This window comes from Thermonema rossianum DSM 10300 (assembly GCF_000426825.1).
GTDB classification, from domain to species: domain Bacteria; phylum Bacteroidota; class Bacteroidia; order Cytophagales; family Thermonemataceae; genus Thermonema; species Thermonema rossianum.
Genome location: NZ_AUGC01000001.1, coordinates 357736 through 376215, shown reverse-complemented (window position 1 = coordinate 376215; position 18480 = coordinate 357736). Strand labels below are relative to the sequence as shown.

The 18480-nt window shown below is 50.2% G+C and carries 14 protein-coding genes and 1 tRNA gene; 9 read left to right on the top strand and 6 right to left on the bottom strand.

All coding sequences use genetic code 11. From position 1 onward, the window contains the following. The first annotated feature begins 31 nt into the window (after positions 1-31). On the top strand, positions 32-2608 hold the full coding sequence (ccsA, locus tag K384_RS01785) for a cytochrome c biogenesis protein CcsA (protein WP_038028743.1): 2577 nt from the start codon (positions 32-34) through the stop codon (positions 2606-2608). Positions 2609-2695: 87 nt separating this feature from the next. Beyond that, positions 2696-3925 carry a WG repeat-containing protein gene (locus tag K384_RS01780; RefSeq protein WP_038028742.1) on the top strand — a complete coding sequence of 410 codons (1230 nt, stop codon included), beginning with the start codon at positions 2696-2698 and terminating at the stop codon, positions 3923-3925. 18 nt (positions 3926-3943) lie between these two features. Here the strand turns inward: K384_RS01780 and K384_RS01775 are convergent, their stop codons facing one another. Beyond that, entirely contained in the window at positions 3944-4561 is a 618-nt protein-coding gene (locus K384_RS01775) for a rhomboid family intramembrane serine protease (RefSeq protein ID WP_038028740.1), read from the bottom strand. A gap of 79 nt (positions 4562-4640) precedes the next feature. On the opposite strand from K384_RS01775, the gene K384_RS01770 reads away from it, so the two are divergent. Then, positions 4641-6197: an NFACT RNA binding domain-containing protein gene (locus K384_RS01770; RefSeq protein WP_038028739.1), complete on the top strand. Its 1557-nt coding sequence runs from the start codon at positions 4641-4643 to the stop codon at positions 6195-6197. A 58-nt stretch (positions 6198-6255) separates the two neighbouring features. Then, positions 6256-6897 carry a LysE family translocator gene (locus K384_RS01765; protein WP_038028738.1) on the top strand — a complete coding sequence of 214 codons (642 nt, stop codon included), beginning with the start codon at positions 6256-6258 and terminating at the stop codon, positions 6895-6897. Here K384_RS01765 and K384_RS01760 read toward each other — a convergent pair. Together K384_RS01760 and fmt are read right to left on the bottom strand one after the other, a co-directional pair. Further along, positions 6887-7408, bottom strand: a complete 522-nt coding sequence (locus K384_RS01760) for a dihydrofolate reductase (RefSeq protein ID WP_038028737.1) — start codon at positions 7406-7408, stop codon at positions 6887-6889. The genes K384_RS01765 and K384_RS01760 overlap by 11 nt on opposite strands. Next, on the bottom strand, positions 7405-8322 hold the full coding sequence (gene fmt / locus K384_RS01755; RefSeq protein WP_245605267.1) for a methionyl-tRNA formyltransferase: 918 nt from the start codon (positions 8320-8322) through the stop codon (positions 7405-7407). The genes K384_RS01760 and fmt overlap by 4 nt, the downstream gene beginning before the upstream one ends. 137 nt (positions 8323-8459) lie before the next feature. Here fmt and K384_RS01750 point away from each other — a divergent pair, with 137 nt between their 5' ends. Both K384_RS01750 and K384_RS01745 read left to right on the top strand, forming a co-directional pair. After that, positions 8460-9608: an iron-containing alcohol dehydrogenase gene (locus tag K384_RS01750; RefSeq protein WP_038029015.1), complete on the top strand. Its 1149-nt coding sequence runs from the start codon at positions 8460-8462 to the stop codon at positions 9606-9608. 111 nt (positions 9609-9719) lie between these two features. Continuing rightward, complete coding sequence (locus tag K384_RS01745; RefSeq protein WP_038028735.1) at positions 9720-10289, top strand: NDR1/HIN1-like protein; 570 nt, start codon at positions 9720-9722, stop codon at positions 10287-10289. Here the strand turns inward: K384_RS01745 and K384_RS01740 are convergent. Continuing rightward, positions 10286-13288: a glycoside hydrolase family 3 N-terminal domain-containing protein gene (locus K384_RS01740; protein WP_157630008.1), complete on the bottom strand. Its 3003-nt coding sequence runs from the start codon at positions 13286-13288 to the stop codon at positions 10286-10288. The genes K384_RS01745 and K384_RS01740 overlap by 4 nt on opposite strands. A gap of 145 nt (positions 13289-13433) precedes the next feature. Between K384_RS01740 and K384_RS01735 the strand changes: the two genes are divergently transcribed. Both K384_RS01735 and mutL read left to right on the top strand, forming a co-directional pair. Continuing rightward, positions 13434-13769 carry a hypothetical protein gene (locus K384_RS01735; RefSeq protein ID WP_038028734.1) on the top strand — a complete coding sequence of 112 codons (336 nt, stop codon included), beginning with the start codon at positions 13434-13436 and terminating at the stop codon, positions 13767-13769. Positions 13770-13773: 4 nt separating this feature from the next. Then, positions 13774-15672, top strand: coding sequence for a DNA mismatch repair endonuclease MutL (gene mutL, locus K384_RS01730; RefSeq protein ID WP_038028733.1), 1899 nt, complete (start codon positions 13774-13776; stop codon positions 15670-15672). 40 nt (positions 15673-15712) lie between these two features. On the opposite strand, the gene K384_RS01725 is transcribed toward mutL, so the two are convergent. After that, positions 15713-17185, bottom strand: coding sequence for a trypsin-like peptidase domain-containing protein (locus K384_RS01725; RefSeq protein WP_051633014.1), 1473 nt, complete (start codon positions 17183-17185; stop codon positions 15713-15715). Between the two features lie 209 nt (positions 17186-17394). Between K384_RS01725 and K384_RS01720 the strand changes: the two genes are divergently transcribed. After that, positions 17395-17468 (top strand) — tRNA-Asn (locus K384_RS01720). A gap of 29 nt (positions 17469-17497) precedes the next feature. On the opposite strand, the gene K384_RS01715 is transcribed toward K384_RS01720, so the two are convergent. After that, on the bottom strand, positions 17498-18355 hold the full coding sequence (locus tag K384_RS01715) for a hypothetical protein (RefSeq protein ID WP_038028732.1): 858 nt from the start codon (positions 18353-18355) through the stop codon (positions 17498-17500). Positions 18356-18480 lie beyond the last annotated feature (125 nt).

Here is an 18480-nt window from a genome sequence, read left to right as displayed (position 1 = left end):
TTCTTATGTATGCAACTGAATGTAAGCACCTATGATACATTATACCATTGGAAATATCGGGCATTTTTCACTCATTGCTGCCTTCGTATTGGCACTCATGAGTGCATGGGCCTACCTGCTCACCGGTCGTTCAAAGCTGCCTTTGCAAGCGCGTGAAAGCTGGCGCCGTTTTGCACGCCGGACTTTCCTGCTGCATGGTCTGTTTGTAACGACTGCGGGCATAGTACTGTTCGTTATCATCCTCAATCATTATTACGAATACTACTATGCCTATGCGCACGCTTCGCGTCACCTGCCCATAGAGTACATCATTGCCTGCTTCTGGGAAGGTCAGGAAGGCAGTTTCTGGCTTTGGATTTTTTGGAACGTACTCATCGGGCTGTTCTTTGTACTGCGCCGCCCTACCGAATGGGAAGCGCCCATTATGACGGTGTTGGTGCTGGTGCAGGCTTTTCTTACTTCCATGATTTTAGGCGTGGTTGTAGGCGAGCTGAAAATAGGCAGTTCACCTTTTGCCTTGACCCGCGACGTGCTGGACCTGCCCATCTACACGCCCGGCAGTCCTATGTATAACCCTGACTTTGTGCCTGCCGACGGCACCGGCCTCAACCCGCTGCTTCAAAACTACTGGATGGTCATTCACCCGCCCACTTTGTTTTTGGGCTTTGCACTCAGTCTGGTGCCTTTTGCCTTTGCCGTAGCGGCTTTGTGGAAAAAAGAATTTACTGCTTGGATACGCCCTGCCCTGCCTTGGTTGGTCATTTCGGCGCTTGTGCTGGGGCTGGGCATCTTAATGGGTGCCTACTGGGCATATGAAACGCTCAACTTCGAAGGCTATTGGAACTGGGACCCAGTAGAAAATGCCGTGTATGTGCCTTGGCTGGCACTGGTAGCTGCTATTCATACCGCCTTGATTGCCCGTAAGTCAGCCGCTGCCCTTCGCTTTACTTTCTGGCTGGTTATCAGCAGTTTTATTTTGGTGCTTTATTCCACTTTTCTTACCCGCAGCGGTATTTTAGGCAATGCCTCCGTGCACTCTTTCACCGACTTGGGCTTGTCCGGGCAACTGTTGCTTTACCTGCTGTTTTTCATGGTGGCATCGGTAGGGCTGCTCATTGCCCGCTACAAACAATTGCCCAAAGGCGACAATGAAGGTGACCTGTCTATTTACCAGCGTGAGTTTTGGATATTCACTGCGGCGGTCGTCATGCTACTGTCGGGCTTTCAGGTATTGAATACCACCTCTTTTCCCGTTTACAACAAAATAGCTGAGTTGTTTGGCTTTGAGCTCAACTTGGCACCGCCCGAAGATCAGGTCATGCACTACACCCGCATTCAGCTGTGGTTTGCTGTGCTACTGGCTATAGGCTCGGGCTTGGGGCAGTTTTTCTGGTGGAAAAACATCAAGGGCAAGCAGCAGTTGAGTGTGCTTTATCTGCCCACGGCACTGGCTATGATAAGCACTACGCTGGTCATCATATTCACCAGTGAAAAGCATCTCAACTATATAGCCCTTTTGTTTGCCGCTTTCTACTCTATCATCAGCAACGCATGGATACTTACGGAGTTGTTACGTAAAAAACCCCGGCTTGCCGGCGGCGCACTCACACACCTGGGCGTAGGTCTGATGCTCATCGGTATTTTGTACTCATCCGGCTATACCCGTGTGGTATCGCTCAATGTGAGTGGTTTGCTTTACACCACGGATGAAAGCGCCCCTTCCGATTTCAACGAAAAAAACACCTTGTTGTGGTTGGATGAGCCCACGCCCGTAGGGCAATATGTGGCTACTTTCGAAGGCACCGCCCTGGAAGTGGACGGCTACCCTTCGTATATCCCTTATGACAAGGTGTATTTCCTCGATGACCCGCACAATATCGTTGCCCTTGAAGACATTCAGTACCGGGGCAAAACCTACTTCAAAGCCGGTGATACGCTCTACACCCGTCCCGAAAATGTGTATTATCAGATTCGATTTGTTGACCAAACAACGGGCGATAGCTTCATCATGTATCCACGTGTGCAGGTCAATCCGTCTATGGACTTAACCCCCTCTCCTTCCATACGCAAGGAATGGGGCAAAGACCTTTACACGCACATCACGGCGGTATATCCTGACCCCAAAGAAGGGCGTGAATGGAGCGAAGCCGAGCGGCATGAAGTAGTTCCCGGCGATACGCTCTTTCTGAATGACTTTATTGCCATCTTCGACGGCGTGAAACAGGTGCGTGTGTATAAGCAAATGGCGTTGAAAGACCATGAAATGGCGCTACAAGCGCACTGGCGTATTCTGAGCAAAACAAAAGAATACCATTTATCCCCTGTGTTCATGCTCAACATACAGGATGGCATGATTGCCTCACCGGCAGAAATAGAGCCTGCCTTAGGCTTGAAGATGGCTTTCGTGCGTGTGAATCCTGACAAGGGCACATTCGTTTTTGAAACACAGCGCACCCAAAGAGATTATATCATTTTAAAAGCCATTGAAAAGCCACTTATCAACTTGCTGTGGATAGGCAGTTTGTTGATGATAGCCGGCTTTGGCGTGAGCGCCTACCGGCGCCTGCGGGCTGCCAAAGGCAAGCCGGTGGTAGAAAGTATCGCCTGATGTTTTTTAAAAACAAGCACATTCCGGCGCTGCCTTTCCCCATAAAGGCAGCGTTTTTTTATATTGAATCAACCAACTCGTATAATCATGCGCCCGTTTGTTGCTTTGCTCGCTTTTCTTTGCTTATGCCTGTTCGATGGCTGTCGAAGTCAAGAGAACGACATACACCCGCCACCGCCTTCGCTTATCCCCTACCGCATAAGTCAAAATTGGAAAGTGCGCTGGGGCTACTGCACACCAAGCAAGCAAATTGCAATCAAGACCGGATATGAAGCTGCCGAGCCTTTCGACAGCTTGTTTCAACGGGCAAAAGTCAAAAAAGGCGGCCTTTGGGGATATATTGACCCACAGGGCAAGTTTCTGATTCCACCTCAATTCAAAGCCATTGGGGCATTCCGGAACGGCATAGCACCGGCTTGCAACAAACAAGGCAAATGGGGGTTTATCGACTCATTGGGCAATGAAGTGCTTGCCTGCCGCTTCGAGCGCCTAAGCGAACCAAACGAAGCCCAACAAGCAACGGCTTTGTACCGTGGGCAATGGGGCATTATTCACCGCAACGGCACATGGTTGCTACCCCCCGCTTTCGAAGCCACTGCCCTGTGTGGCGAAGGGCTGCTCGCAGCGAAAAAAAAGGGGCAATGGTTCTTTTATGACGCCCAAGGGCATTTGCTCTCAGAAGAAAGCTACCGGCGCATCCGGCAATGCCGCGACGGACGCATAGCAGTTGCAAACATAGTCAATGGCGAGTACCGCTATGGTTTTGCCGGCAAGCATGGTCATTTGGTCATCCCTTTGCAGTTTAAGGAGGTGCATAATTTTAGCGAACAATTGGCTGCCGCCCAAGATGCGGCTACCGGCAAGTGGGGCTTTGTGGACACCACCGGGCAGTGGCACATTCCGCCCCGCTACGAACAAGTACGCGACTTCAAGCAAGGACGGGCAAGCGTACAATCAAACGGCTATTGGGGCATCATCAACACACAAGGGCAAGCGGTGGTTGAGTTCCTTTACACCATACTGGGCAACTTCTCGGAAGGGCTTGCCCCGGTTCAATATCAGGGGCGCTGGGGCTACATCACTTCGCAAGGCGCCAATGCCATTGCGTTTTTCGAAGCAGAACAAGCCGGGGCCTTCAGTCAGGGGCTGGCGGCCGTCAAACACAAAGGCCAATGGGGATACATCAACCGCAAAGGCGAATGGCAAATCCCCCCTCAATATGAGGAAGCCGCCCCCTTCCGGCATGGGCTTGCCAAAGTGCGCTTTCAGGGCAATGAAGGATACATCGATGCTGCCGGCAGGCAATATTGGAAATAAAAGGCGGCTTTCCGCTCTTTAAAAAGCATTAAAAAAATGCTGCCATGCTCCGGGCACGGCAATCAATGTAAACAGCACCCCTATGGCAGCACCGCCTAAGTGTGCCGCATGGTCTATGTTTCCTTTACGGGAAAACAATCCATACAGTGAGTAAGCCACAAAGCCCAACGCAAAAAGATAGGCAGGAATGGGCACCGGAATAAAGAACAAATACAAAACGGCGTCGGGCGATATGAGAATAAAGGAAAACAAAACGCCTACTACACCACCCGATGCCCCCACCGACTGAAAATAGCGGTTGTTTCTATGGCGCCACAGGTTGAAAAGCTGCCCACCGATGGCACTCAACAGAAAAAGAGCCAGATACCACCCCCAATAGGCAGTTCCAAAGAAATAGCGAAAGTACTTTTCCAAGGCACGCCCGAAGAAAAACAGCGTGATGGCATTGAATAAAAGATGCAAGGTATTCACATGCACGAAGACGGCAGTTATGAGGCGGTACCATTCGCCCTTGTGCCACACCACATAGGGATTGAAAGCCAAGCGCGCACGCAGGCGGGGCACAAAGTTTACAATGCCGGCTACTATCACCATAAGACCAATCAGGGCGGCTGTTGTCAGATTTTGAGTAATCATACTTTTTGTTTAGATAATAAAACTTTTAGTCATGCAATAAAAGCATTTTTCTATTTTTGAAGCCAACCATTCATTCAAGATGCATCTCTCCTACTATTTCATACGGCAAATAAGCCAATATTTGGCAGAAACAATTTGCGACTGGCAACTGGGCACTGCTTTTAGCCAAGAAAAAGACGAATTGATATTGGGCTTTCATCTTGGTGAACGGGAGTTCTTTATCCGGGCACAGCTCACCCCCCAATGGGCAAGCCTTTCCTTCCCCACACACTACGCCAAAGCCAAAGCCAATGCGGTGGAATTGTTCGAAGCCCTCCATGGGCGGCGTCTGTTGCGTGTAGAGCAGTTTCATAATGAACGCGCTTTTTGCCTGCATTTTGAACAAGACTACAGCTTGTTGTTTAAGCTCTTCGGCAACCGCTCCAATTTGGTTGCCTACCAAGGCGGGCAGGTCATCGAGTTGTTTCACAAAAAAATGGAAGAAGACCACCATCTTGAACTTGACAGCCTGCACCGCCCTATTGAACACTCAGCACAGGCATTCATAGCATCCGGCGGTAACATACAGGCATTCTTTCCGGCTTTCGACCGCTTCGTGATGCGCTACATAGAACTGCAAGGTTGGTTGCAGCTGCCCTTAAGTGAGCAATGGCAAAAGTTATTGACCCTCCACGAGCAGCTTCTCCATCCCGGCGCTTACTATATAGGCACGTGGAAGAACAAACCGCTATTGTCGCTTGTCGAGCATTCCGAGCTGCAAGTGCGGCACGTGACTACCTCGCCCATAGAGGCCGCCAACGAGCTGCACCGCTTGTATGTACATGAGGTTGTTTTTTTACAAGAAAAACAGCAATACACCAAGCAGCTTGAGCAGCAGCTTAAGCGCTGCGAAAACACCCTGCAAAAAAGCAAGGAGCGCCTGCAGGCCCTCCGGAACGCACGCTTCGAAGAGCTGGGACACTTGATTATGGCTCACCTGCACGCCATAGAGCCGGGAAGCGAAGAAGTGGAAGTATTCGATTTTTACAAAGAAGCGCCTTTGCGCATCAAGCTCAACCCACAGCTAAGTCCGCAACAGAATGCCGAACGTTTTTACCGTAAGGCAAAAAATCAAAAAATAGAAGAACAAAAGCTATTGCAAACCATCGAAACGAAAGAAAACGAATGGTTGCGTCTTCAAACGCTGCTCCAAAGTCTTGACGAATGCCATGATTTCAAAAGTCTGCGCCGTTGGGCAAAACAGCATGGTTTTGCCGGTCAAAGCAAAGCAGATGAAAGCCTGCCCTTCAAGCGCTTTGAATACAAAGGATTTCAAATATGGGTGGGCAAAAATGCCAAAAGCAATGACCTGCTTACTCAACGCTTTGCCCATAAAAATGACCTTTGGCTACATGCCAAGGACGTCGCCGGCTCTCATGTGGTCATCAAACGCAGCGGACAAAAGCAAATACCCCGGGATGTGATAGAAAAAGCGGCTTCACTGGCCGCCTACTATTCCAAACGCAAAACCGACAGCCTGTGCCCCGTGATTGTCACAGAAAAAAAATATGTGCGCAAACCGAAAGGGCTGGCACCCGGGCAGGTGATTGTAGATAAGGAAGAAGTGATAATGGTAGCCCCCGCACCTTTTGAGTAAACTTGCCTGATGCCTGCTTTTTTATTTAAAATAGCAATTTCAAAACCAATGCAACTTTATGATACTGGCCATCGTAGCAGGGATTTTCACCGGCATAGTGCTTAGCTGCACCTTGGGAACTGTCTTTTTTTCGCTTATTCAAAACAGCATTGAAAACGGCTTTAAAAGCGGCATGATGATAGCCGGCGGCGTGATTCTCTCCGATACCATGTTCATTTTGCTGGCTTACTTTAGCGCACGTTTCATTCCGGAAAACAACCACAACTGGGAATTTTATGTGAGCCTCGCGGGCGCATTGCTTCTATGGGGGCTGGGATTGGCTTCGTTGCTCAAAAAGCATATTAAAAAGCGCCCCGTCAAGCGCATGCAGTTTCAAAAGAAGGTTTATTTTGTTGTAAACGGCTTTTTGCTCAATACACTTAATCCCGTGAACTTCTTTATCTGGGTGGGCATAGCCGCACAGCTCGAAGCCAAAGGCTACTTCCCCGACAGCTACAATTGGCTGTTTTTTTGTTTTGCCCTCTTGGGTATCTTCAGCACCGAAAGCCTCATCGCCCTTTCAGCACAACGCCTCAAAAGAGTCTTCAATGAGCGTACGCTTCTTCGCATCAGCCGGTTGAGCGGCCTTGTTTTCCTGCTTATTGGCAGTAAGCTGTTCTACGATGCCCTCACCAAATACACTGACCACCTCATGTGGTAGGCTTTTGCCAATGCTGCCACACGAAAGCATAATCGTTGTGTTCATTGGCTTCAAAAAAGCGCTCTTCGAGCAGGTGCCACCCCTCCACCACATGTAAAGGAAAGAAAGTGTCGCCCTGTGGGGCTACCTGCACCAACGAAAGCATCAGTTCATCTATTAAATCACGCTTGAACATCTGTTGATAGAGTTCGCCCCCGCCTATCACAAACACATGCCCGCTGGTGAGTTCTTCTGCCAACTGCAGGGCTTGGTCGATGCTGTGGGCCACCCAAAGCGGCTTGCCTGCCTCTATCAGCTCGCGGGCATAATCTTTCTGCCCTGTGAGCACAATGTGCGGGCGCCCGGGTAAGATGCCGGGCAGCGATTCAAAGGTTTTGCGCCCCATGAGTAAGGGGGCGCCCATTGTTTGTTTTTTAAACAGCTGCAAGTCGTCGCGCAGATGCCATGGCATCTTTCCTTCCTTGCCAATTACCCCATTGAGGGCAGCTGCTACTATAGCTATTCGTTTCATATTGTGTGCCCTCTTAAAAACTCTTCAATATCCATGACACGCTTGCCTTCGGGCTGTAGTTTTTTTACAGACAGATAGCCGTCGCCCGTACGCACCAGCGCAAAACGCTTTTGGTCAGTAGCCCATTCCCCGGGCTTCAAGTGCTGCCACAAGTCCGGAGCGTATGGCTCTTGGTCAGGGCGCAGTGCCCAGTATATTTTCAAGTTCTTTCCTTGCCATTCAGTCCATGCTGCCGGATAGGGCGACAAGCCACGAATAAAATTATAAAGTGCTTCTGACGAACGCTGCCAATCGATACGGCAGGTGTCTCTGAATATCTTGGGCGCCTGGGTTGCTTCGCCCTGCTGCGGAACAGACGGGCAGCGCCCCCATGCGATGGCTTGCACCGTGCGCAAGACCAAAGCAGCGCCTTTATGCTTCAAACGCTCGTAGAGTGTGCCTACTGTGTCGTAGTCGTCGATAGGCTCCGTATCTTGAAAAATAATGTTGCCGGTGTCTATCTGTTCATCAATAAAGAAAGTGGTCACGCCTGTTTCTTTTTCCCCGTTGATGATTGCCCAGTTGATGGGCGCCGCCCCTCGGTATTTGGGCAAGAGCGAAGCGTGCAGGTTAAAAGTAGGTGCCAGCTGCCACACTTCCTTAGGCAGCATACGAAAAGCCACGACCACCTGCACATCGGGCTTCAGTGCCTGCAAGGCTTCCAAGAAGGCGGGCTCTTTCATGCGCTCCGGTTGCAAGATGGGCAGCCCTTTGCTTTCGGCATACTGCTTCACGGCCGAGGCTTGCAGCTTACGCCCCCGCCCGGCGGGCTTATCGGGCACGGTCACCACACCCACCACTTCATAACCGGCTTCTACCAATGCTGCCAAAGAAGCCACCGCAAAATCGGGCGTACCCATGAATACAATGCGCATAAGCTACGTGTATGTTTAAAGTTTGAACATCATGACTGTCAACAGCTGCAAAAGTACGCAAGCCCGGCTTGAGAACCAAAGGCGGCTCTCCCATGTTATGAATGCACAACAACATAAACCAAACAGCCGTATTCATCATGGAAAACTTTAGTGTTTACAACCCCACCCGTCTGCATTTCGGAAAAGGATGTGTGAGCGAAAAGCTCGCTCAAGAAGCAAGCGTATGGGGCAAGCGCGCCCTCATTCTCATTGGCAAGGGCTCGGTCAAGAAAAATGGCATTTTGGATGACGTCACCCGCCAATTGGACCAAGCCGGTATTGCCTACGAAGTGTTTGAAGGCATCAAGTCCAATCCCATTTACCAAGACGCCGACCGTGCCATAGCACAAAGCAAAGCCTTCAAAGCCGACATGATCATTGGTGTAGGGGGCGGCTCGGTTATCGACACCGCCAAGGCAGTAGCCTTAGGCCACTACAGCAATGCCTCCATCTGGGATATTTACATGCGCCAAGTGGAAGCCCCGGCACAAGCCCTTCCCCTCTTGTGTGTGCTTACTTTGGCAGCCACCGGCACCGAAATGAACATGTTTGCGGTGCTGCAAAACGACGAAGCACGCATCAAAAAAGGATTTGGGCACCCGGGCATGTATCCGAAAGTGTCGTTCCTTGACCCCGCCTATACCCTTTCGGTACCTTTGAACTATACCGCCTATGGCGTAGCCGACCTCATGGCACACACTTTTGAGCTTTATTTCGACCCCTCCGACGCACCGCTCTCCAACTACTTTGCTACCGACATCATCGCACTTGCCTTCGACTATGGGCGGGCGGTCATACAGAAACCGCAAGACTACGATGTACGGGCAAACATCATGTGGTTGGCCACCACTGCCCTCAATGGCACCCTGAATGCCGGTAAACGCGGGGGCGATTGGGGCGTGCATGCCATCGAGCATGCGCTCAGTGTTTTGTTCGACATCCCCCACGGGGCGGGCTTATCCATTGCTTATCCGGCATGGCTCAAGCACTTCCTGCCCAAAATCAAAGACAAGCTCACTTTTATGGCAGAGCGTACCTTGGGCAAAGGCACCACAGCAGAAGCCTTCATCGATTATCTCGAAAACTTTTTCAAGGAAATAGGCACCCCCATACGCCTTAGCGAAGTAGGTATAGGTGAAGACAAACACCCCCTGATTTTGGAAGTATTCAAGCAAAACCGTGTACGGGGCATGCACTTCGATATGAACGAAGAAGATCATAAAGCCATCTTGCAGTTGATGGCGTAAAAAAACACTGCTGCTCATATGCATTTGCACCGTCCCGCTAAAAGGGGCGGTTTTTTTGTGTATTTTTAAGCTTTGTGTAGAGGTTCATAAGTTTTAAAACAAGATTGCCCCATGAAATACCGCCCTCTTATTGCTTGTGTTTGCGTGTTGTTACTTGCCGGTTGCCGCAGCCTGCGCGACATGAAAAACTTCTCCCGCTGTGAGTTTCGTTTGGAACGTATCGAAGCGGTTCAATTGGCAGGACAGGACATCACCGGCTTGCAAAGCTGGAAAGAACTCAACATGCTTCAAGCCGGCCACATTTTGCGCCATGCCATGCAGCAAAAACAACTGCCTTTACAACTCACCTTCCGCCTGGCAGTGTATAACCCCAACCAAGCGCGCGCCGCACTCAACCGCATCGACTACGAACTGTGGTTGTTCGGTAAAAAGGCAGCTACAGGCAGCTCCGGGCAACGCATGGAAATAGAAGGCGGGCAAACGGCCTCTTTTTCCATGAGCATAGACAGCGACTTGTGGGCACTATTCCAAGGGCAAGGCGCGAAAGAAGTTGCAGAGAAAGGCTTTCGCTTGCGCCAAGCCGACGGCAAAGCCACCGGGGCGGTCGAGTTGCGCATCAAACCGTACATACGCATACTCAACCGCTCCATTGCCTATCCGGGCTATGTACGCCTGCCTTAGCGGCGCAGATTGAGTTCTTGCTCCAGCTGCTCCTCCAGCTTTTGAGTGGCAAAAAAGAAGGCATGTTCCATCAAAGAGCGGTAAACCACATCCGACACCTTGCGCCGTATATGCTCGGTAATCAGCTTTTTATTGTCGGCTGTGGGGTGCACCCGGTTCGAAAGGAAAACAATCAACAAATTATAGGAAGGGTCTGCCCATACGACCGTGCCCGTAAAACCCGAATGACCATAAGACAAGGGCGAGGCATAGCGCGAAATATAACTATACAGGTCGCCTTTGGGCGGTTTGTCCCATCCCAACCCGCGGCGGTTGGTACGCTCCTGCCGTGCCGAAAAGAGCGTGACGGTTTGGGGCATTAAGTAACGGCGTCCTCCATAATATCCCATCTGCAAATACATTTGCATGACCTTTGCCAGATCGTTGGCATTAGAAAAGAGACCGGCATGCCCCCCTACGCCCCCTTCCATGGCAGCAAACGGGTCATGCACATAGCCCTGCAACATCTGTTTGCGAAACTCCCGGTCGTCTTCGGTAGGGGCAATCAAGGTTTTCGGATAGCGCAAAGTGGGGCGATACATCAAACGGTAAGCCCCCAAAGGCTCGTAAAGATTTTGCGCCAGGAAACGGTCCATTGGTTGGTTGAGCAAACGCTCCGCAATTTCTTTTAACAAATAAAACCCTAAGTCGCTGTACACATAAGGATATTTGCCCTTCCGCTTTTTAAGCATTTCTGACTCAATCACCCATTTTTTTAAAGAGTCGGGTAAGGAACGGTGGGCATACATGCGGGCGGCCACTTCTATAGGATAATTGACAGAAAAGCTATTCAAATAGAACCGGGGCAGCCATTGGCCATCGGGGGAAAGCGTGCGTTGCCAGAAAGGAATGAATGCTTTCAAGCCGGCTTGATGTAAGAGCAAATCATAAATGGTGACTTCGCCTTTTGAACTGCCCTCCAGCTCGGGTAAGTACTTTTTAATGGGGGTGCGCAAATCAATGAAGCCCTGCTCATAAAGAAACTGTATGGCATAGAGGGTGCCGGCCACCTTCGATACCGAGGCGATGTCGTACAGGTCGCGTGTAGTAACCGGGCGCTCGCCAAAGTAGGTAAAGTGACCATAGGCTTTATGCCATACCACCCGCCCGTTGCGCGCCACCAACAGCTGCCCCCCGGGCATGGCTTGCATGTCTATGGCTTGCTGCATGAGTGTATCTACCTGTGCAAGCAGACGGCTGTCCAGCCCGGCGGTTTCCGGTACCTGCGAATACTGCAGGCGCTGCAGTTTTTGTGTGACAATGCCGGTTCCCTGCCGGAACTTGCCTGCCGACACCGGCAGTTGCCCTTCGAAGGCAATGGCGCCAAAAATAGCCTGCGGCACTGCCTGCAAGGTTTGCGGCGTTTCTTCATAGGCACAAATGAGGTGTTCGATGTCTTCGAGTTGTTTCAATGCATAGGGGCTGCCGAAAACAGCCACGACTACCTTGGTCTTTTTCTGCAACTCTTTCAAAAAGCGGATGCTTTCGGCCGGGATGCCAAAAGAGGGCTTGCGGCGCCAGCTCATGTCAAAAATCCCTACCACTACCAGAGAATGGCGCGATGCGTTGGCCAGTATCTCATTGTAGAGGTAGGTATTGTTTTTTTCTTCCTTGTCTATGGCGTAATGCGTAAACGAAGCGTAGAGGTCGAGGTAGTCCTGAAAATCGTTTCCATCGGGCAAGCCAATGCTCACCGAAGCCATCTCTTCGAGCTCTATATGGCGAAGGGGCAACAGGTCGTCTTCATTGCGCACGAGCGTCAAGGCTTTTTGGTAGCATTCTTCTATGAGTGCCCTATAAACGGGCTTGTGCAAGTCTTGTGCTATTCCTTCAATCGCCACTTCTTGGGGGGCTGTAAGCCCCAAGTCATATTTTGCCGACAAGATACGGCGCACATGGGCATCCAAGTCTTCTTCTTTCAATTCGCCTTTTTGCACAGCTTCTTCTATGAAAGCTACTGCCTGCGGCACGCTCTGCGGAAAAAGCAGTACGTCGTTGCCGGCTTGTAGGGCCATCAGTTCTATTTCACCGGCTTTAAAATAGGCGCTCACCCCCTTCATATTCAAGGCATCGGTAAACAACAGCCCGTCATAAGCAAGGCGCTTGCGCAGCAAGTCGGTAACGACGGGCTTTGAAAGGGTGGTAGGGCGCTTGCGCTTATCCAAGGCCGGAATATAAAGGTGGGCTACCATCATGCTTTGCACCCCCCCCAAAATCAATTCTTTGAAGGGGTATAGTTCGAGTGTGTCGAGGCGCAAACGGCTGTGAGGTATTACGGGCAGGTCGTAATGAGAGTCGGTGTCGGTGTCGCCATGGCCGGGAAAATGTTTGGCACAAGCTATCAAACCATGTTCTTGCATGCCACGGGCATATGCCAGCCCCTTGGCTGCCACCCGGTATTTGTTTTCCCCAAAAGAGCGATAGCCTATTACCGGATTGGCAGGGTTGTTATTGATATCGACCACCGGTGCAAAGTTGATATGCACGCCAATGCGGCGGCACTGCTCGGCTATTTGCTTGCCCATTTCATAAATGTAGGCATTATCGCGCAGGGCGCCCAAGGTCATTTGGCGTGGGTAGGAAAGCGTACTGTCCAGGCGCATGCCCAACCCCCATTCACCATCGATGGCTATCCACAAGGGTATTTTGGCTGCCGCCTGTAAACGGTTGGTGATAAGGGCTTGCCGCACCGGTCCACCCTGAAAGAAGATGACCCCGCCAATATGGTAGTCGCGCACAAGACGCTCCAAATCCTGCACGTGGCGCTCGTCTTTATTGGAATAAGCGGCCACCATCATCAGCTGTCCAATCTTCTCGCGCAAGCTCATGCTACGCATGACGCTATCGACCCAGCGTGCTTTATTGATCTGCCCGGGCGGCGCCTCCGGCCGGGGCGGTGCGGGTGGTATAAGTGCAGGTATCCATAAAGTCAGCAGAAGTGCCGCAAGTGTTCGAATCATTGAAGTGTACCCGGTTTTAAGATGGTCATTGCCCTTGGCTACAAGATGTAGATAAAGGTAAAACTTTAGTACTTTTGCAAAAAAGCAAATACTTTGCAACTTTTGAAGCAAAAGGCATCGTTATTTTTCTAAATACACAAATACCATGCGCTTTTTCCTGTTTAAATTACCCAAATACAAGCGTTTTCATTTTATTACCCGCTACTACGACCCCGAAAAAGAAGAAAGAGCGCAACGTTATGAACGCATTTTACGGGCAGCCCGTCCGGAACGCGACCCGGAAGAAATCAAAGAGTCAATCAGAGCTTTTTACCGCCGTCGTCAGGCAAGCAGTGCGCCGCCGGTCAAGACGCGCGGCCTCTACATTGGTGCTATAGCCATCAGCACTCTGGGCTTTCTGTATATTGGCTTGTGGGCATACTTGTTTGCCGGTATAGTGATTGCTGCGGACTGGTGGCGTCGTCGTAGCTCAAATGCATAAGCCTATGACAGACCGTATTCGACTATTACCGGACAATATAGCCAATCAAATAGCTGCCGGCGAGGTAGTACAGCGCCCTGCCTCGGTGGTAAAGGAGCTGCTTGAAAATGCCATCGATGCCGAAGCCTCACATATCAAGCTGATTGTAAAGGATGGCGGCAAGTCTTTGATTCAAGTAATAGACAACGGGGTGGGCATGTCGCCCAATGATGCGCGCATGAGCTTTGAGCGGCACGCTACCTCCAAAATCAAACAGGCCGAAGACCTTTTTCGCATTCGCACCATGGGCTTCCGGGGCGAAGCCTTGGCTTCTATTGCCGCCGTTGCCCAAGTGGAAATGAAGACACGCCTCAAAGGTGCCGACTTGGGCACGCTGTTGCGTATCGAGGGCTCGGAATTGATAGCCCAAGAAGAGGTCATATGCCCGGAAGGCACCTCCATCGCCGTCAAAAACTTGTTTTTCAATGTGCCGGCACGCCGCAAATTCCTAAAGTCGAATGCGGTGGAAATGCAGCATATTTTTCAAGAGTTTTACCGGGTAGCCTTGGCCTACCCCAACATTCACTTCGAACTGCACCATAACCAAGTGGAGGTGTACAACCTGCACCCAAGCAAACTAAGTCGCCGCATCGTTGATTTGTTTGGCAAGCAGTACCGCCAACAGCTTATCCCTTGCAAAGAAGAAACCCCTACGGTCAAAATCCACGGTTATATAGGCACGCCCCAGCAAGCCAAAAAGACACGGGGCGAGCAGTTTTTCTTTGTAAACAAGCGCTTCATCAAGCATGGTTATTTACACCATGCAGTCATGCAAGCCTATGCCGATACGCTCCCCGAAGGGAATTATCCCTTTTATTGTATCTTCATTGACATTGACCCCGAACAGGTGGACGTAAACGTACATCCCACCAAAACCGAAGTGAAATTTGAAGATGAGCGCACCCTCTATGCCTTTATGCTTACGGCCGTGCAGCGTGCTTTGGCTACCCACCATATCAAACCTTCGCTTGACTTCGAGGTAAACATTAACTTTCCGGAGTCGCTTTCCGATGTGCGCAGCATTCACACACAAGGCGAAGGGGGCACGGGCAGCAAAAGCAGTGGTAGTGGCAGTTTTCAATCGAAATTGCCTAAACAATCAACTAAAGACTGGAAACGCCTGTTCGAAGACTTCGAAGCAGAGCAGACACTGAATATACCACTGGAAGGCGAAGAGCTGGAGCTGTTTCAAAAAATACAAAAGCGCGAGCAGGAACAACAGAGCGGCAAAGTCATCAAGGTAAGCAGCCGCCTCAACCAAATCGACGATGAAGAAGAGAGCAGCAAGCAAGCTTTCAGTCCGGAAAGTGAGCCTGTCTTTCAATTGCACGAGCAATATTTGGTATCACAGGTAAAATCGGGCTTGCTGCTTATCAACATCAAAGCAGCCAAACAGCGTATTCTTTACGACCGCTTCCTGCAACAGATACGCTCCGGCAAACGCTTTGCCCAACAGGTGCTTTTCCCGGCGCGTGTCAGCCTGCCGGCTGCCGACCGCACTTTATTACAAGAAATAAGCCCTCAACTGCAGCAAGTGGGCTTCGAACTGGAATTCCTGCAAAGTGGCGAGGTATTGGTGCGCAGTGTGCCTTCCGACCTGCAAGATGAACCACAGCATATTCTTGAGTCCTTTCTGGAGCAATACAAGCAAATGCATACCGACCTTTCTTTGGCACAGGATGAAAAGGTGGCACGCACCTTGGCTGCCCGGGCTGCTCACCGCCTGCCCAAGCGCTTGTCGCAGGAAGAAATGCAAAGCATGATTGCGCAGCTGTTTGCTTCCAGCAATCCCAACTTTTCGCCCTATGGCGAGCGCATCTTGGTAATTTTGGATGCACAGCAAATTGCCGCTATGTTTGAGTAGGTAGCCGGTGTGCTAAGTTGTGCGCACGGCTGCGCGGCGGCTACCACTCAATAGGATAGTATTGCCGGCTGCCGTTCGGGTAAATTCCCTCCATATACAGCACATGACGGTGGGCTTCGGCGCTCCGCAGCAGTTTTGCCAGTTGGGTGGCACTTTTTACCTTTACTTTCTTTCCGTTGATGCTCAGGTCTGTTACAATGAACCCCTTTTCCAGGCCGGCATTGAACAAAGGACCGGGGCGCAGCTGCAAAAGACGGGCACCGCTCTCCAACTCGTAGCGGCTGAGCTCCTCACGGCTGAGGTTGGCCCATTCACCGCCCAAAGCAAAGGTGTGTACATTGTTGACTTTCTTGGCCACTGTCACGCCGCCCTTTACGTTGCGTAGCTTTGCCGATACGCTCAACGTTTTTCCATCACGCAAAAAGGTCACTTTCACCACTTCGCCCGGATAGTGCAAAGCAATGCGCTCTTGCAGTTCCGACATATTGCGCACCGGCAGGCTGTCCACCATCAGAATGATGTCGCCGGCCTTCAGTCCGGCTTCTTCGGCACCACTGTTGGCATTCACCGCCCTTATCAACACACCATTCAAGTGGGGCAGTTTGTAGGCACGCGCCGTTTCTATGTCCAAATCTTGGATTTGCACGCCCAAGATGGCACGCTGTACCTCACCATACTCAAGCAAGTCATAGGCTACCTTGCGCACCAAGTTGGAAGGCACGGCAAAAGAGTAGCCCGAATAACTGCCCGTTTGGCTGGCTATGGCTGTATTGATACCAATGAGCTCGCCCCGCAAGTTGACCAAAGCCCCTCCGCTATTGCCCGGGTTTACTACCGCATCGGTTTGCAGAAAAGATTCTATCTGCAGGCCGTCTTCTTCTCGTATAATGTTGATGTTTCTTGCTTTGGCACTGATGATGCCGGCCGTTACGGTGAAGCTCAGGTCAAAAGGGTTGCCCAATGCCAGCACCCACTCGCCTACTTGCACTTGGTCGGAATTGCCAAAGGGCAGGAAAGCCAAGCCGTCGGCATCTATTTTGAGCAATGCGAGGTCGGTACTGGGGTCTATGCCTATGACTTCGGCTTCAAAATAGCGCTGGTCCCACAAAAGAACTTGTATTTCATAAGCGCCCTCTACTACATGGTAATTGGTGATAAGATATCCGTCTTCGCTGATAAGCACACCCGAGCCGGTGGTTGTGCGCGGCACGTTGAAGCTGCGGTCATGGAAGCTGTAAATGTGGTAATCTTCGTCTTCTTGTGGGGGACGCATGCGCGACTTGATATGCACAATGGCCGGTGCCGCCTTGTTGGCTGCTTGCAGGAAAACCCCTTCTTCTATTACCTTACCTTTCACCGCTGCCACGGGCCGGGACGAAAAGTCGGGCTGATGCTTGAGTGCCTCGGGCTTGGAGGGCGAACTCCACCATTGAAAGAGAAGCAAGACCACCACGGCACCCGCCGCTCCCCCTGCAAAAGGGCTTAAGAGTATATTTTTGATTTTATTGCTCATTGTCTCCTGTTCGTTTTTTTTTAGAAAGTTAGCACGGCTTCATAAAAACAGCAAAAAGCATGCAAGAAAACATGGCTTTATTTTAACTCTATAACAATTTGACAAACAATTAGTTGTTGGTTTTACCAAAAAAATTTTCACACAAATGCTTGCATAGTTTTTTCAAAGCTATTAATATTGCATCAGAATTCAGGAACAAAGAGCAACACTCCTCAGTAGCTCAGCTGGTTAGAGCACCTGACTGTTAATCAGGGGGTCGCTGGTTCGAGCCCAGCCTGAGGAGCACAAAGCCCGCCAAAAAGCGGGCTTTTTTCATTGTGCTGCTTTTTGCTTCTCGCGGGCTTTCAAGGTTAGTTCTATGGCATACTCTGCGGAAGGCAGGGTGCTTATGAAAAGAAAGTATTGATTGGGTCTTTTAGGCACTTTTATTTCTTCCTCTTTGCTTAGAGTCACTTCTTTTGACCGGTCTTCGCTTGCTATTTCGTATTTCCACCCATCCGTTGTGTTCAATGTCACCTCATGCACAAATAGCAACCGATGCTTCGTCTCCTTCTTGTATCCCATCATCACAATCGGGTAGGCATTCAAACAGGCAACAAGCTTTGAGCCATCTGTAAAAGAAGCTTCAAGTTTCACTGCCGGCGAAATGAAGTATTTCGTGATATTGTATCCATCGGCACGCTGCTTCTCCTTTTCCAAATCCGGGCTGTCGTAAAAGTCTGTGTAAACCTGAAGCCCGGCGGGTGCTTCTTGATTAAGCTCGTGGCGGAAATGACTCAAAAAGTCGTATGCATACAACATCAGCAAGTAATTGAAACCGAGTGACTTGTACACACTCCATGATAAGGAGACATATAGAATCAAGCATATAACTGCTGAAGAAGCAAGGGGGAACATGACAAGCGTGAATCCCTCCATGTCCTTATCAATAGGATAGACGCCTATTATAATTAAAGCCAGTATAAAAAGTGCAACTGTGAGCATTCCTAAAAAAGAAAGCTCCCGCTTGGCTTTTGATACCACTTCATCTTCTCGTTTGACCTCTTCCAAGATGGACATAATTCGTCGCAGGGGCACAGCATGTAAATGAAAATAGTTCTCCTGCATATAAGGTTCTATCATATTCAGAATAGCTCTTCTTGCGTTGCCGGCTTTTGTAATGTTAATCATAGACTTATTTTTTTACTTTAAAATTTAACATACTTTCCTCATGAAATAACCATCATCACATAAGGTATCTTCGAAGCAAATCGTGTTTAGTTTAAGCAAGACAGAGCAGCTGCCAAAAAGCATTT

What these genes read in the sequence shown, in the direction of transcription:
- fmt (WP_245605267.1), bottom strand. Translation starts at nt 8,322, where the DNA reads ATGCGCATTGTATTCATGGGTACGCCCGATTTTGCGGTGGCTTCTTTG.
- K384_RS01740 (WP_157630008.1), bottom strand. Translation starts at nt 13,288, where the DNA reads ATGATTCGAACACTTGCGGCACTTCTGCTGACTTTATGGATACCTGCA.
- K384_RS01715 (WP_038028732.1), bottom strand. Translation starts at nt 18,355, where the DNA reads ATGATTAACATTACAAAAGCCGGCAACGCAAGAAGAGCTATTCTGAAT.
- K384_RS01775 (WP_038028740.1), bottom strand. Translation starts at nt 4,561, where the DNA reads ATGATTACTCAAAATCTGACAACAGCCGCCCTGATTGGTCTTATGGTG.
- K384_RS01745 (WP_038028735.1), top strand. Translation starts at nt 9,720, where the DNA reads ATGAAATACCGCCCTCTTATTGCTTGTGTTTGCGTGTTGTTACTTGCC.
- K384_RS01780 (WP_038028742.1), top strand. Translation starts at nt 2,696, where the DNA reads ATGCGCCCGTTTGTTGCTTTGCTCGCTTTTCTTTGCTTATGCCTGTTC.
- K384_RS01765 (WP_038028738.1), top strand. Translation starts at nt 6,256, where the DNA reads ATGATACTGGCCATCGTAGCAGGGATTTTCACCGGCATAGTGCTTAGC.
- K384_RS01760 (WP_038028737.1), bottom strand. Translation starts at nt 7,408, where the DNA reads ATGAAACGAATAGCTATAGTAGCAGCTGCCCTCAATGGGGTAATTGGC.
- ccsA (WP_038028743.1), top strand. Translation starts at nt 32, where the DNA reads ATGATACATTATACCATTGGAAATATCGGGCATTTTTCACTCATTGCT.
- mutL (WP_038028733.1), top strand. Translation starts at nt 13,774, where the DNA reads ATGACAGACCGTATTCGACTATTACCGGACAATATAGCCAATCAAATA.
- K384_RS01770 (WP_038028739.1), top strand. Translation starts at nt 4,641, where the DNA reads ATGCATCTCTCCTACTATTTCATACGGCAAATAAGCCAATATTTGGCA.
- K384_RS01725 (WP_051633014.1), bottom strand. Translation starts at nt 17,185, where the DNA reads ATGAGCAATAAAATCAAAAATATACTCTTAAGCCCTTTTGCAGGGGGA.
- K384_RS01735 (WP_038028734.1), top strand. Translation starts at nt 13,434, where the DNA reads ATGCGCTTTTTCCTGTTTAAATTACCCAAATACAAGCGTTTTCATTTT.
- K384_RS01750 (WP_038029015.1), top strand. Translation starts at nt 8,460, where the DNA reads ATGGAAAACTTTAGTGTTTACAACCCCACCCGTCTGCATTTCGGAAAA.